This window comes from Mycobacterium sp. NGS34, from assembly GCF_059812845.1.
In genome coordinates this window covers 55598-69062 of the sequence record NZ_JCALDM010000004.1, presented here as the reverse complement: position 1 = coordinate 69062, position 13465 = coordinate 55598, and the positions used below count along the sequence as shown (strand labels likewise).

Sequence of the window (13465 nt, the reverse complement as noted above, 5' to 3'; positions counted from 1 at the left end):
ACACCAACAGATTGCGGTCTGCTCTGATGCTGTAAATCATCGGGGCCCGGGGTTGACCGCCGGTCATGTGACCAGGGGTCACGACCGCGCGAATGGGATGGGCGGGGAATGCAGCGACTCAGCGGGCTGGACGCGTTCTTTTTGTACCTGGAGTCACCGACGCAGCCATTGAATGTTTGCTGCGTCTTGGAGTTGAACCCGGAAACGAAACCGGGCGGCTACACGTTCGAGGGGTTCCGGAAGGCGCTGTCGGCGCGGGTGGACGCCGTGCCCGAATTCCGCCTCAAACTGGCCGACAGCCAACTGAACCTCGACCATCCGGTCTGGGTCGACGACGATCGCTTCGACCTCTCTCGTCACCTGCACCACGTGGCGCTCCCCTCGCCCGGCGGGCCCAAGGAGTTAGCGGAGATCTGCGGGCACGTCGCGGGCCTGGCGCTGGATCGCGACCGACCGCTGTGGGAAATGTGGGTGATCGAGGGCCTGCACGGCAACGATGCGCTCTCGGTCGTCCTCAAGGCCCACCACGCGGTCGTCGACGGTGTCGGCGGCGCGAACCTGCTCGCCCAGCTGTGCAGCACCGTGGCCGACGCGCCCCCGCCCAAACCGGCGGAGCGCGCCGGCGTGGCGAGCCCCCTGCAGATCGCCGCGTCGGGGCTGATAGGGGCCGCATTGCGGCCGTGGCGGCTGGCCAAGGTGGTGCCCGCGACGGCGCTGACGCTCGGGCAAACCATCCTGCGTGCCCGCGGCGGTGGGCCCACCATGGCCGCGCCGTTCGCCGCGCCGCCGACGCCGTTCAACGGCTCGTTCACCCGGCGCCGCAACGTCGCGCTGACCACCGTGGACCTCGACGACGTCAAGACCGTCAAGAACCGGTTCGGCGTGACGATCAACGACGTGGTGACGGCCCTGTGCGCGGGGGCGCTGCGGCAGTTCTTGTCGGACCGGGGCGAGCTGCCGGACAGCCCGATGGTGGCCAGCGTGCCGGTGTCGGTGCGGGGCAGGTCCGACCGGCCGGGCCGTAACCAGACCACGTGGATGCTCTGTCGGCTCGAAACCCACATCGACGACCCGGCGCAGCGACTGGTCAGCATCGCCGAAGGCAACGCCTGCGCCAAGGACCACGCCGCCGCGATGGGCCCGACCCTGCTGCAGGACTGGACGCAGGTGGCCGGGCAGACCATGTTCGGCGCCGCGATGAAGCTGCTGCCGCGAATCCCGTTGCCCGACAAGCCACCCCACAACCTGGTGATGTCCAACGTGGCCGGCCCGCAGGAGCAGCTGTACTTCCTGGGTTGCCGGGTCGACGCCATGTATCCGCTCGGCCCGATCATTGCGGGCGGCGGGCTCAACGTGACCGTCATGTCGCTCAACGGCCGCCTCGGTGTCGGCATCATTTCCTGCCCCGACCTCGTGCCGGACCTGTGGGAGCTCGCCGACGCGTTTCCCGCGGCGCTCAAGGAATTGCTGGATTGCGTCCCGCCCGGTGCGGGCTAGCGTTCGGCGCGGTCGTGTGTCAGCCCGGCGGCTCCGCGCCGATCGTCAACACGGCGAGCCGGCACCCGTCCGGTCCCGCGCGCCAGGCATGGTCGACGCCGGTGACCACCGCGCTGTCGCCGACGGCCAGCGGGTGAGCGCCGTCGTCGAGGATCAGGTCGACCGATCCCGCGAGGACGACGTCGAAATCGACGGTGTCCGTGTGATGCATGGCGAACTCGGCGCCCGAGGCGTACTCGATCATCGTCCAGCGCACCGCGCCGGGCGGGACCACCAGATCGAGCAGGTCGGCGACCCGCCCGCCCGCCGCGATCGACGGCAGGGACGGCGCCGCGTACAGCACCGAAAAGAGCAGGCCGCCGCGACCGGCGTCCCCCTGCAGCGTGACGGCTTCGTCCCGCGTCGCGCACGACCGCCCCGACGCGTCGACGCCGGTGATCAGCAAGCGGCCTGACATGGCCACCGACTCTAGATGACCGATCGGCGGGACATCGCTCCCGCTCGCCGCGGCGGCATGGCAGGGTGACACCCGTGGCCAACACTTCTGAACTCGTCGAACACGACCTGCGCGAAATCGGAACGCCGAAGGGCGCATTGCGCTACTACGACCGCGGTCCCGAATCCGCGCCGACGCTGCTGTTCCTGCACGGCTCGGGTCCCGGGGTCACCGGCTGGCGCAACTTTCGCGGGATATTGCCGACCTTCGCCGAGCACTACCGCTGCCTGGTCCTCGAGTTTCCCGGTTTCGGCGTCAGCGACGACTTCGGCGGCCACCCCATGGTCATGGCGTTCGGCACCGTCGGCCCGTTCCTCGACGCGCTCGGTGTGGAGAAGACGCACATCGTCGGCAACTCAATGGGTGGCGGCGTCGGCATCAACTTCGCGATCCAGAATCCCGACCGCGTCACCCGGCTGGTGACCATCGGCGGCATCGGCACCAACATCTTCAGCCCCAGCCCCAGCGAGGGCATCCGGCTGTTGCAGGAATTCGTCGAGGACCCGACGCGCCAGCGACTCGTCGACTGGCTGAAGTCGATGGTGTACGACCAGTCCCTGGTGACCGACGGGCTGATCGAGGAGCGCTGGGCGCTCGCGACCGATCCCGTCGCCCTGGACGCCGCCCGCCGGATGTACGGCAAGGCCGCGTTCGCCGCCATGAACGCCGGGATGGCCGCGTCGGACCGGCCGATGCCGTGGGCGGTCATGCACAAGCTGACGGCGCCTACGCTGCTGACGTGGGGCCGCGACGACCGGGTGAGCCCGCCCGACATGGCGCTCCTCCCGATGCGCACCATCCCGAACGCCGAGCTGCACATCTTCCCGAACTCGGGGCACTGGGCCATGATCGAGGCCAAGCAGGCGTTCGAAAGTACGGTGCTGGCTTTTCTGGCTCGCTAGATGCGTCTACTGGCGTTGCGGCGCGAGCCGTTTCAATGCGAGCCCGCCTTCAAAGGGCCGGTAGCCGAAGGCGGCCGGGGCGTGATAGCCGGTCTTCTCCAGGGGCGTGTGCACTTCGGCCACCGTCGGGCCGATTTCGGCTGCGATCGGCGCCAGCGCGTCGAGGTCGAATCCGTACAGCCGACCGGCATTCTCGGAGAGAATTTTCCGGCATTCGTCTTCGGATCGGTCGTGCAGGGCCCACCGGATGGCCAGCTTCGAATGCGGAGCGAAGCCCTCCTCGTGGGGGTAGTCGCTACCCCAAAGTATGTGGTCAGCGCCCATGAAGTCGATCATGCCCGACTCGAAGGGCGTCAATTCGCTGGCGAGGTAGCAATTCCGCTGAACGTACTGCGTTGGTGTCAGGGTTAGCCCATCGACCGAGGACCCGCCGAACATGCCGTAGGTGCGGTTACCGGCTTCCGTTTTCAGCGTCGGCACCATCGCATCCAGGGTCATCAGCTGCTGTTGCACCCAAAGGGTCCCCTGCTCCGTAGGCACGAAGCGCAGCTCGGGATGGCGTTCGAATACTCCGGCCAATATCAGGTGCCCGAGGGTGCGCTGGGCCCACAGCGCCATCTCCGTGATGAGCACCGCATTCGATGCCGGCTGATCCATCGGCATCGCGGGACTTCCCGGTCCCCCGTGCTGCACGATCGTCAGGTCGAGTTGGCTGCACAATTCCCAGATGGGCTCGTAGCGGGTGTGGAACAGCGGAGCGACGTTGGGGTCGCCGGGCGATACCGCCGGCAACAGCACTCCACCAAAGCAATCTTTCTCCTGCCCCCACCGTATTTCGTCCAACGCGGCTTCCACGTCGTTGGGGAAGATCTGAATCAGCCCGCGCCGCCGCGCCGGCGCGAGAGAACAGAAGTCAACTTGCCAGCGGTTGTGCGCCTGCACACCCGCCCATCGACGTTCGAAGTCTTCTCGAGTCTGTGGCACCGAAATGGTGATGTTGGGAGAGGTCGGGAAGAACGGCGGAACGGTGTTCGGAAGCAGCAGCTCCGCCGCCACTCCGTCGTCATTCATCTCGGAAATTCGCAACTCGTCGTCCCAATTGCGCTTCGCGGTGGCGATGATCAGATCGTCGAATGGGCTCGCGTAGGTCTTGGCCCAGGCATCGAAGTCGTCATGGAACGCCTGAGGTAGATAAGGCTTGTAATCGTAGAGGTCGGCCCCGGCGTGGGTATCCGCGGAAATGACGGTGTAGCGGGAAAGAGTCTCAGGCGCAGCCATGAATTCATCTCCTCGACGGGAATGTGACTGATCGTAATAGTCCCCCCAGCCGATAGCTATCGAACGCTAGACGTCTCGTTCAGCGGGAGTCGGCCGCGTTGTCATCGTGGGGTGATGAACACGCCCTCGGCGGTGACGGTCGTTCCCTCGCCGTCGGCGATGTGGCCCACCGCGAACGTCTTTGCGCCCTCGATGCGATCAACGCGCGCTCGCGCACGTAGCAGACCCAAGGGCGTTCCCCGCACATAACGCAGGGTGAGCGTGCCGGTGTACGCCGGACGTCCCGGCCGGTGCGCGGTTGCGCCGAGGACGTGGTCAAGAATTAGCGCGCACACGCCGCCGTGAACGTGACCGGGCGGGCCCTCGTAAGCGGCACCGAGGGTGATCTCAGTCCACACTTCGCCTTCATCGTCGTGGTGTATCACCAGGGGCGGCGCGACGGGATTGCGTACCCCGATCGCGACGTTGCCTGACGCCATGGATTGTCCGTCGGCGGCTTCGCGCAGCCCGAACGGGCCGGGCATCAGCGCCGCGCTCAACTCTCCTACCGCGCAGTCGATGTGGGCTTTGGCCGCCGCCACGGCTGCGGCGTCCACTTCGGTACGGATGGTCGCATCGATGAGCCGGCGTACGGATCCGGTGAGCGCCTCGTACCCCACCGGCGTGCCGTCGCCCTTGTCATGAGCCACCACTAGCCACCCCTTGAATCAGCCCGGTCTGACGCGAACGCGCGTCACGTGCCGGTTTCACGCGACCGCTCGAGACTGGCGGATCCGGACAACCCCTCACTTCGGCCCCGCGCCCAGCGCCGGTGCCGGCGCGCCCTGCAGCCCAGCCGTCAGCAAGGCCCGCGCTCCCGGATCGCCATTGAGGACGCGACTGGTGCGTTTGGTGATCCGCCAGCGCCCATCGATGCGCTGCAGCTCGAAATGGTTTGCCGTCGAGCGCCATACACGGTAGCTCTCACCATCTCGGACCAGTACCAGCGATTCGGCGACCGCCACGGCCGAATCTTCCGTCACCGTCACGACGCTCGGCCCGATGAAGTGACAGCAACCATTGGCCACCAGATTCTGATGGGACGCAGAACTCACCATCGCATGAACGTCGTCCTGGCTGTTCATGTGCCAGCCCTCGACGTCGTAGGCGCCGTCGGTCGCCCAGAGTCGCGCGGCCGCGTCGGCGTCCCCGGCATCTACGGCCGGGCCGTACGACGCGATCAGCCGGGCGATTTCGCGTTCGTCCTCGAGCTGGCGAAGCCGTGCCGCAAGATCGTCGATATCGGTCATCACGCAGCCCTATCGTTGAGTGGCGCCGGCGTCTACCGGCAAGGTCACCGAGGTGATGTAGCGCGCCTCGTCGGATGCCAAGAACAACGCGGCGTTCGCCACGTCGATCGGGTCGATCCACGGAACGGGAAGCATGTTCATGTTCCGTGCCGCCTCGGCGAACTCGGCACGCGTCGGTGGCCGGTCCAAGTCGGGGCGAAAGGCGCCGCGCACCGCGTCGTTCTGGATCAGCGGGGTGTCGACGTTGGTGGGGTGCACGCAGTTCACCCGAATATTATGCGGCGCAAGCTCTTTAGCCATGCTTTGCATCAGGCCGACCACGCCGTGCTTGGCCGCCGTGTAGTGCGCTACCCCGACGAGACCGCGCAACCCGGCAATGGAATTGGTGAGGATCATCGCGCCGGCGCCGCGCGCAATCAGGTGCGGCGCACCGGCCCGGCACGTGTGCCAAACCCCGGTGAGGTTGACGTCCAGCATGGTGCGCCAGGCCTTTTCGTCCAGCTCGAGCGCCATGCCACGCGAGGTGATTCCGGCGGTCGCGCACACCACGTCAAATCCGCCCAACCGCCGCGCACCGCGGTCGGTGGCGGCCTGGACACCCGCGAGGTCCCGCACGTCGACCGTCTCGGTGTGCACCCGACCACCCGCCTCCGCGACCATCGCGGCCGTCTCGTCGAGGTCGGCGACCGTGCTGTGCGGGACCACCACGGTCTCGATCGGCCCGCACACATCGATCGCCACGATGTCGGCGCCCTCCTGCGCGAACCGCACCGCCTGGGCGCGCCCGATCCCCCGCGCCGCCCCGGTGATCAGCGCGACCTTGCCCGCCAGACGCTTGTTCATGCGGTGCTAAAACTCGACATGGACGTGATCAGTGAGCGGGCGCGCCTGGCAGCAAAGGATCAGGCCTTCGGCACGGTCCCCGGGTCCGAGAACGTCGCCACCGACCATGTCCACCTCCCCCGACACCAGGGTGGCCACGCAGGAGCCGCAGTGGCCCTCACGGCACGAATGCGGCACGTCGATCCGCGCGTCGAGCATCGTGTCCACGAGGGATTTGTCACGCGGCCACCGCAGCCGATGGACCTCGCCGTCCAAGTCGACCACGACGGTGGCGGCCTGAGGCTCGGTGTGCACTGCGATGTCACGTCTTGCGACTTCCGACATATCGCCATTCTTATGAGGCGTCTGGCCGCGACGACGGCTTGATTCCGATGGGCGGGAGGCCGCTGTCCCGGCGTCCGGTCACCGGGACGCCGCCCCTGCCTGCGCGCGCCACGGCCTACCGTAGGCACTTGTGAGCGTTGGCAGTGATCGGCGGGCAGCCCCGGAAGTAGATGCCGTTGTCGTCGGTGCGGGCTTCGCGGGTCTCTACGCGGCGCACAAGCTACGGTCGGACGGGCTGAGCGTCCGGGTGTTCGAGAGCGGGCCCGACGTCGGCGGTACCTGGTATTTCAACCGATACCCCGGTGCCCGGTGCGACGTTGAGAGCGTGGACTATTGCTATTCGTTTTCCGACGAACTGCAGCAGCAATGGGACTGGTCGGAGAAGTACGCAACCCAGGCCGAAATCCTGGCTTACATCAACTGGGTCGCCGACCGCCTGGACCTGCGCCGCCACGTGACCTTGAACGCGCGTGTGACGTCGGCGGTGTTCGACGAGCGGAGCATGCGCTGGACGGTGACCACCGACAGTGGCGAACGGGTCGATACGCGGTTCTGCATAATGGCGACCGGTCCCCTCTCGGCGGCGATGACTCCCCCGTTCCCCGGATTGGAAGGCTTCGCCGGAGAGGTCTACCACACCGCGTCGTGGCCGCACGAACCGGTGGACTTCACCGGCAAGCGGGTGGCGGTCATCGGCACCGGATCGTCTGGTATCCAGTCGATTCCGATCATCGCCGAGTCCGCGTCCCAGCTCTATGTCTTCCAGCGCACGCCGAATTACAGTGTGCCGGCCGGCAACCGGCCTCTCACCGATGCTGACCGCGCCGAGGTGAAGGCCAACTACGCGCAACGGCGGCGGGCCTCATGGCGCAGTTCCGGCGGCTCGCCCCACGTGGCGCATCCCAAGCTGACGATGGAGGCCACTGCGGAGGAACGCCGCGCGGCATTCGAGAAGCGCTGGGATCTTGGCGGGGTCCTTTTCTCAAAGACCTTCGCGGACCAGATGATCGACCAGGCCGCCAACGACGAGGCCCGCAAGTTCTACGAAGAGAAGGTCCGCGCCGTCATCGACGACCCGTCCGTGGCCGAATTGCTCATCCCCAACGACCACCCGATCGGCACCAAGCGGATCTGCACCGACACCAACTACTTTCAAACGTTCAACCGGCCCAACGTGAAGCTCGTCAGCGTGCGCAACACACCGATCGAGTCGATCACCCCGACCGGGATCGACACCACCGACGCCCACTACGACGTCGACATCATCGTGTTCGCGACCGGCTTCGACGCGATGACTGGTGCGCTGGCCAAGATCGACGTCGTCGGCCGGGGCGGCCGGCGGCTCCGAGACCACTGGCGCGACGGACCTCGCACCTACCTCGGCTTGGGCGTCGACGGGTTCCCGAACCTGTTCGTGGTGTGCGGCCCGGGCGCTCCCGCGGTGTTGGCCAACATGGTGCTGCACGCCGAGGCGCACGTGAACTGGATCGCCGACTGCATCGCCTACCTCGACGCCCACGGCTACGCCGCGATCGAGGCGACCCCGGACGCGGTCGATGACTGGGTCGCCGAGTTGGCGCGCCGGGCCGACGCCAGCTTGTTTACCAAGGCCAACTCCTGGTATCTCGGTGCGAACGTGCCCGGGAAGCCGCGCGTGTTCATGCTCTTCATCGGCGGGTTCGGGGTCTATCTCGACATCTGCGCCGAAGTCGCCGAGGCGGGCTACAAAGGGTTCTCGCTGGTCAAGGAATCTTGATGTCAGGCCTGCGCGGTCGCGTGGCCTTGGTGACCGGGGCCGCCCGAGGCAGCGGACGTTGCCACTGTGAGCGCTTTGCCGACGAAGGCGTCGACGTCATCGCGCTGGACGCGCCCGAGGCGGCCGGCGACCTCGAACGGACCGCGGCCGCCGTCACCGCGCGTGGGGTGCGCGCCGTGACCGGTCTGACTGACGTCGGCGACTTCGGCGCGGTGGCGGCCGCGGTGGATGCCGGCGTCGCCGAACTCGGTCGCATCGACGCCGTCGTCGCCAATGCGGGGATTCATCCGGCGGGCGCCCCGGCCTGGGAGATCAGCCCCGAAAGCTGGCAGCAGGTGCTGGATGTCAACCTCACCGGTGTCTGGCACACCGTCAAGGCCGGTGTACCCCATATCGGCGACCAAGGCGGATCCGTCGTAATCGTCAGTTCCACCAACGGTATTCGGGGCACCGCGAACACCGCCGCCTACACGGCCAGCAAGCATGCCGTGGTAGGACTGGCACGCACGCTCGCCAACGAGCTGGGACCCCGGGGTATTCGCGTCAACACCGTTCACCCCGGTGCGGTCGCGACCGCGATGGTGCTCAACGAAGCGACGTTTCGACGGCTTCGGCCCGACTTGGACGACCCGTCGGCCGAGGACGCCGCCGAGGTGCTGAAAGCTCGCCACCTGCTACCGGTGCCGTGGATCGAGCCCGTCGATGTCAGCAATGCCGTCGTGTTCTTGGCCTCCGACGAAGCGCGCTACATCACCGGGACCCAGATCGTGGTCGACGCCGGACTGCTCGCGAAAGTGTAGGACGGCCGGTCGGGGCTCGAAGGGCGTATGTAGCCGTTTCGTTGACAACACCCCCTATGCCGAGTTATGACCCAATTTCGTCCGCTGATCGGGATCAGCGGCGAGTCGGCGCCTGGACTGCGGTAAACCATTCAATATGCCCCCACAAGTAAGGACGAAGAAATGAGCGAGCGGGTACTTGATCAGGTTGTGGCCATGGCCGACCAGTTGCGCGACCAGGCCGCCGAAGCCGAGCGGATCGGCCGGCTCACCGACGACACCGTCAAGCTCATGAAGGGGGCCGGACTGATCCGGCTGCTGCAACCCAAGAGCTACCAAGGGTTCGAGGTCCATCCCCGCGAGTTCGCCGAAACGACCATGGCCACCGCGGCACTCGATCCGGCCGCCGGCTGGATCGTGGGCGTGGTGGGCGTGCATCCCTACCAGCTCGCCTACGCCGATCCGAAGGTGGCTGCCGAGGTGTGGGCCGACGACGTCGACACCTGGATGGCCTCCCCCTACGCGCCGCAGGGCGTCGCGAAGCCCGTCGACGGCGGCTACATCTTCAACGGCCGGTGGCAGTTCAGTTCGGGCACCGACCACTGCGACTGGATCATCCTGGGCGCGATGCTCGGCAACGAGCAGGGCATACCGCTGATGCCGCCGCAGATGCTGCACATGATCCTGCCCCGCAAAGACTACGAGATCGTCGAGGACTCGTGGAATGTGGTGGGGCTGCGCGGAACCGGCTCCAAGGACGTCATCGTCAAGGACGCGTTCGTCCCGACCTACCGGACCATGGACGCGGCCAAGGTGATGGACGGCACCGCCCAGCGTGAGGCCGGCATGACCGAGCCGCTGTACCTGATGCCGTGGTCGACGATGTTCCCGTTGGGCATTTCCGCGGCCACCATCGGGATCGCCGAGGGCGCCCTGGCCGCGCACCTGGATTATCAGCGGGAGCGCGTGGGCGCCACCGGAACCGCGATCAAAGATGACCCGTACGTCATGCACGCCATCGGCGAGGCCGCGGCCGACATCAACGCCGCCCGCCAGGAGCTGCTGACCAACGCCGAACGCATCTACGACATGGTCGCGGCCGGCAAGGAGGTGTCGTTCGCGGACCGCGCGGCCGGCCGCCGGACCCAGGTGCGCGCGGTGTGGCGCGCCGTCGCGGCGGTCGACGAAATCTTCGCCCGCTCCGGCGGAAACGCGGCCCGGATGGACAAGCCCCTGCAGCGGTATTGGCGTGATGTGCACGTGGGCCAGCTGCATGCCATCCATGTGCCCGGCACCACTTATCACGCGTCGGCGCTGAGTTCGCTGGGCATCGACCCGCCGGAAGGCCCGCTGCGGGCGTTGATTTAGGAGCACGCGATGACCGACCTGAAAAGCCTTGGCTACATCACCATTTCGACCAACGACGTCGACCGGTGGCGGCATTTCGCGTTCGCCGTCCTGGGGTTCGCGGAGGGAAAGGGATCCGACCCGTCGGCGCTGTACCTGCGCATGGACGAACGCGCCGCCCGGATCGTCGTCGTTCCCGGCGAGACGGAGCGGGTGCTCACCATCGGCTGGGAGGTGCGCGATCGCGCGGCGCTGCAACGGGTCAAGGCCGCCCTGGACGGCGCCGGCGTCGCGTTCAAGCAGCTGTCGCTCGACGAAGCCGAGGAGCGCCGCGTCGAAGAGGCGATCGCGTTCGAGGATCCCGCGGGCCACACGCTCGAGGTGTTTCACGGCCCGGTGCTTGACCATAGCCCGGTGATCACGCCGTTCGGCGCCAAGTTCGTCACCGGCGATCAGGGGCTCGGTCATGTCGTGTTGCCCGCGATGGACCCCAACGGGCTGTTCGACTTCTACACCGACGTCTTGGGTTTCCGTTCCCGCGGCGCGTTCCGGGTGCCGTTGCCGAAAGAGTTCGGCCCGGTGCGGGTTCGCTTCCTCGGCATCAACGAACGCCACCACAGCCTGGCGATCGTGCCGGCCGCGCATCTGCGCGACCCGCGCGTCGTTCACATCATGGTGGAGGTCGACACCCTCGACGCGGTGGGCCAGGCGCTGGACCGGGTCCACGCAGAGGGTTTCCAGTTGTCCTCCACGCTCGGCCGTCACACCAACGACAAGATGATCTCCTTCTACGTCCGGGCGCCCGGTGATTGGGACATCGAGTTCGGCACCGACGGCATGCGCGTCGACGAAACCTATTACACCGCAGAGGAAATCACCGCGGACAGCTACTGGGGTCACCAGTGGACCGGCGAGATGCCCGCGGCGATGCGGCTATGACGCCCGACACGGACGTCACCCCCATCCCGGCGTCGTCGATCACGTCGTGGGACCAGGAGGCCGACGTCGTCATCGCGGGCTACGGGGTGGCCGGGGCCGCCGCGGCGGTCGAAGCGGCCCGCTCCGGCGCCGACGTGCTGGTGCTGGAGCGCACCGGGTCGTGGGGCGGCGCGGCGGCGATGGCCGGCGGGTTCATCTACCTCGGCGGCGGCACCGCGCTGCAAACCGCCTGTGGCTTCAGCGATTCCGTCGACAACATGGCGGCCTTCCTCAACGTGGCGATGGGCCCCGGCGCCGACGAGAACCGGATCGCCGATTACTGCGCGGGCAGCGTTGCGCACTTCGACTGGCTCGTCGGCTGCGGCGTGCCGTTCAAGGCGGAGTTCTTCTCCGAGCCCGGCTGGGAGCCGATGGGCGACCAGGGGCTGATGTACAGCGGCGGCGAAAACGCATATCCGTTCAACACCATTGCCTCCCCCGCCCCGCGCGGGCACGTCCCGCAGATGCAGAACAAGAAGCAGGGCGAGGCGAGCGCCGGCTACATGCTGATGAAGCCCCTGGTCGAGACGGCCACGGCCGCCGGTGCGCGGGCGCTGTACGACGTCCGCGTGCAAAGCCTCATCGTCGGGTCCGACGGCCGGGTCGTGGGTATCCGCGCGCGCCAATACGGCACGGAGATGACGGTTCGGGCCCGCCGCGGGGTCGTGCTCGCGACGGGCAGCTTCGCCTACAACGACGCGATGGTGGCGCGGTACGCCCCGCGGATCGCCGGGCGCCCGGCCGCCTCGATCGAGCAGCACGACGGGCAGGCGATCCGGATGGCGCAGGCGCTGGGCGCCGATCTGGCCCACATGGACGCCACCGAGGTCGCGATCTTCATCGATCCCCAGCAACTGGTGCGCGGCATCCTGGTCAACGGCCGCGGCCAGCGCTACGTCGCCGAGGACACCTACCCGGGTCGGGTTGGGCAGCTCACGCTGTATCACCAGGACAACACCGCTTTTCTGATCATCGACGACGACGCGCAGCAGGAAGCGATGGCCTCGTGGTCGCCCAAGTTCATGCTGCGCGAGGCGACCTGGGTGGCCGACACCGTGGCCGACCTGGAACGCGACATGGGCCTGGCCCCCGGTTCGCTGCAGGCGACCGTGGCCGCCTATAACGAGGGCGCCGCGCGCGGCGAGGATCCGCTGCTGCACAAGAAGCCCGAGTGGCTGCGGCCGATCGGTTCCCCGGTCGGGGCCATCGACCTGCGGGAGAACACCGGCGGCTTCACCCTGGGCGGCTTGGCCACGACTTTGGACGCCGAGGTCCTGCACGTCAGCGGCGAGCCCATCCCCGGACTGTTCGCCGCGGGCCGATCGACCGCGGGGCTGGCCGCGTGGGGTTACGCCAGCGGCATCTCGCTCGGTGACGGCAGCTTCTACGGCCGCCGCGCGGGCGGGTCCGCGGCCAAGGGCTGAGCGCTCCCCGGAGGATCAACCGATGGACCGTGATCGACTACGAGTTCTGCTCGATGAGCGTGACATCGAACGGACGTTGACGCGATTCGCCCGCGCGATGGACGAGCGCGATTGGACGGCGATGGCCGAGATCCTGGCCGATGACGCGGTAGGCGACCTCGGGACCGGACGGCTGCACGGCAGCGCGGCGATGATCGGGCTGATCCGCCAGTTTCTCGACAATTGCGGTCCCACCCAACACCTGCTTGCCAACGTCGTCATCGATGTCGACGGGGACACCGCGATCAGTCGCGCCTACGTCCATGACGTTCACCTGAGTTCGGACGCCGATCCCTCGATCCGGTTCTACACGCTCGGCGACTACACGGACACGTGGGAACGGCGCTCCGATGGATCGTGGAAATTGAAGGAGCGGTTCAAGACCAACCGGGCCCACGTCGGCTCGCTTGACATCTTTCGCGGCTAACGGCACCGCGTCGAAAGCCTGGCGCCTTGTCGCCATGCGTGACAGCGGCCACACCCGTGTGATAGAACTATATTCCTATTAGGAAT

General features: G+C 67.4%; 14 protein-coding genes. 8 read left to right on the top strand and 6 right to left on the bottom strand.

Going from position 1 to position 13465, the window contains the following annotated elements; translation table 11 throughout:
* Positions 1–108: 108 nt before the first annotated feature.
* Positions 109–1497: a WS/DGAT/MGAT family O-acyltransferase gene (locus AC5Y7V_RS11965; RefSeq protein ID WP_499880260.1), complete on the top strand. Its 1389-nt coding sequence runs from the start codon at positions 109–111 to the stop codon at positions 1495–1497.
* A 19-nt stretch (positions 1498–1516) separates the two neighbouring features.
* On the opposite strand, the gene AC5Y7V_RS11960 is transcribed toward AC5Y7V_RS11965, so the two are convergent.
* Complete coding sequence (locus AC5Y7V_RS11960) at positions 1517–1954, bottom strand: cupin domain-containing protein (RefSeq protein ID WP_499880259.1); 438 nt, start codon at positions 1952–1954, stop codon at positions 1517–1519.
* 65 nt (positions 1955–2019) lie between these two features.
* On the opposite strand from AC5Y7V_RS11960, the gene AC5Y7V_RS11955 reads away from it, so the two are divergent.
* A complete protein-coding gene (locus AC5Y7V_RS11955; protein WP_499880258.1) occupies positions 2020–2895 on the top strand; it encodes an alpha/beta fold hydrolase in 876 nt (291 codons plus the stop codon).
* Positions 2896–2901: 6 nt separating this feature from the next.
* On the opposite strand, the gene AC5Y7V_RS11950 is transcribed toward AC5Y7V_RS11955, so the two are convergent.
* The 5 genes from AC5Y7V_RS11950 to AC5Y7V_RS11930 form a co-directional block, all read right to left on the bottom strand.
* Positions 2902–4173: an amidohydrolase family protein gene (locus AC5Y7V_RS11950; protein ID WP_499880257.1), complete on the bottom strand. Its 1272-nt coding sequence runs from the start codon at positions 4171–4173 to the stop codon at positions 2902–2904.
* A 101-nt stretch (positions 4174–4274) separates the two neighbouring features.
* Complete coding sequence (locus AC5Y7V_RS11945) at positions 4275–4865, bottom strand: PaaI family thioesterase (RefSeq protein WP_499880256.1); 591 nt, start codon at positions 4863–4865, stop codon at positions 4275–4277.
* Between the two features lie 93 nt (positions 4866–4958).
* Positions 4959–5462 (bottom strand): nuclear transport factor 2 family protein, encoded by a 504-nt coding sequence (locus AC5Y7V_RS11940; RefSeq protein WP_499880255.1) that lies wholly within the window; start codon positions 5460–5462, stop codon positions 4959–4961.
* A 9-nt stretch (positions 5463–5471) separates the two neighbouring features.
* Positions 5472–6305 (bottom strand): mycofactocin-coupled SDR family oxidoreductase, encoded by an 834-nt coding sequence (locus AC5Y7V_RS11935; RefSeq protein ID WP_499880254.1) that lies wholly within the window; start codon positions 6303–6305, stop codon positions 5472–5474.
* Between the two features lie 6 nt (positions 6306–6311).
* On the bottom strand, positions 6312–6629 hold the full coding sequence (locus tag AC5Y7V_RS11930; protein ID WP_499880253.1) for a 2Fe-2S iron-sulfur cluster-binding protein: 318 nt from the start codon (positions 6627–6629) through the stop codon (positions 6312–6314).
* 130 nt (positions 6630–6759) lie between these two features.
* Between AC5Y7V_RS11930 and AC5Y7V_RS11925 the strand changes: the two genes are divergently transcribed.
* From AC5Y7V_RS11925 to AC5Y7V_RS11900, 6 genes are all read left to right on the top strand, one after another.
* On the top strand, positions 6760–8385 hold the full coding sequence (locus AC5Y7V_RS11925; protein WP_499880252.1) for a flavin-containing monooxygenase: 1626 nt from the start codon (positions 6760–6762) through the stop codon (positions 8383–8385).
* Positions 8385–9185 carry a mycofactocin-coupled SDR family oxidoreductase gene (locus tag AC5Y7V_RS11920; protein ID WP_499880251.1) on the top strand — a complete coding sequence of 267 codons (801 nt, stop codon included), beginning with the start codon at positions 8385–8387 and terminating at the stop codon, positions 9183–9185. Before AC5Y7V_RS11925 ends, AC5Y7V_RS11920 begins: the two co-directional genes overlap by 1 nt.
* Before the next feature lie 162 nt (positions 9186–9347).
* Positions 9348–10532 carry an acyl-CoA dehydrogenase family protein gene (locus AC5Y7V_RS11915; protein WP_499880250.1) on the top strand — a complete coding sequence of 395 codons (1185 nt, stop codon included), beginning with the start codon at positions 9348–9350 and terminating at the stop codon, positions 10530–10532.
* A 9-nt stretch (positions 10533–10541) separates the two neighbouring features.
* A complete protein-coding gene (gene bphC / locus AC5Y7V_RS11910; protein ID WP_499880249.1) occupies positions 10542–11450 on the top strand; it encodes a biphenyl-2,3-diol 1,2-dioxygenase in 909 nt (302 codons plus the stop codon).
* A complete protein-coding gene (locus AC5Y7V_RS11905; protein ID WP_499880248.1) occupies positions 11447–12913 on the top strand; it encodes an FAD-dependent oxidoreductase in 1467 nt (488 codons plus the stop codon). The genes bphC and AC5Y7V_RS11905 overlap by 4 nt, the downstream gene beginning before the upstream one ends.
* Positions 12914–12935: 22 nt before the next feature.
* Positions 12936–13379, top strand: coding sequence for a nuclear transport factor 2 family protein (locus tag AC5Y7V_RS11900; RefSeq protein WP_499880247.1), 444 nt, complete (start codon positions 12936–12938; stop codon positions 13377–13379).
* Positions 13380–13465 lie beyond the last annotated feature (86 nt).

What these genes read in the sequence shown, in the direction of transcription:
- AC5Y7V_RS11940 (WP_499880255.1), bottom strand. Translation starts at nt 5,462, where the DNA reads ATGACCGATATCGACGATCTTGCGGCACGGCTTCGCCAGCTCGAGGAC.
- AC5Y7V_RS11930 (WP_499880253.1), bottom strand. Translation starts at nt 6,629, where the DNA reads ATGTCGGAAGTCGCAAGACGTGACATCGCAGTGCACACCGAGCCTCAG.
- AC5Y7V_RS11950 (WP_499880257.1), bottom strand. Translation starts at nt 4,173, where the DNA reads ATGGCTGCGCCTGAGACTCTTTCCCGCTACACCGTCATTTCCGCGGAT.
- AC5Y7V_RS11915 (WP_499880250.1), top strand. Translation starts at nt 9,348, where the DNA reads ATGAGCGAGCGGGTACTTGATCAGGTTGTGGCCATGGCCGACCAGTTG.
- AC5Y7V_RS11960 (WP_499880259.1), bottom strand. Translation starts at nt 1,954, where the DNA reads ATGTCAGGCCGCTTGCTGATCACCGGCGTCGACGCGTCGGGGCGGTCG.
- AC5Y7V_RS11920 (WP_499880251.1), top strand. Translation starts at nt 8,385, where the DNA reads ATGTCAGGCCTGCGCGGTCGCGTGGCCTTGGTGACCGGGGCCGCCCGA.
- bphC (WP_499880249.1), top strand. Translation starts at nt 10,542, where the DNA reads ATGACCGACCTGAAAAGCCTTGGCTACATCACCATTTCGACCAACGAC.
- AC5Y7V_RS11905 (WP_499880248.1), top strand. Translation starts at nt 11,447, where the DNA reads ATGACGCCCGACACGGACGTCACCCCCATCCCGGCGTCGTCGATCACG.
- AC5Y7V_RS11900 (WP_499880247.1), top strand. Translation starts at nt 12,936, where the DNA reads ATGGACCGTGATCGACTACGAGTTCTGCTCGATGAGCGTGACATCGAA.
- AC5Y7V_RS11965 (WP_499880260.1), top strand. Translation starts at nt 109, where the DNA reads ATGCAGCGACTCAGCGGGCTGGACGCGTTCTTTTTGTACCTGGAGTCA.
- AC5Y7V_RS11935 (WP_499880254.1), bottom strand. Translation starts at nt 6,305, where the DNA reads ATGAACAAGCGTCTGGCGGGCAAGGTCGCGCTGATCACCGGGGCGGCG.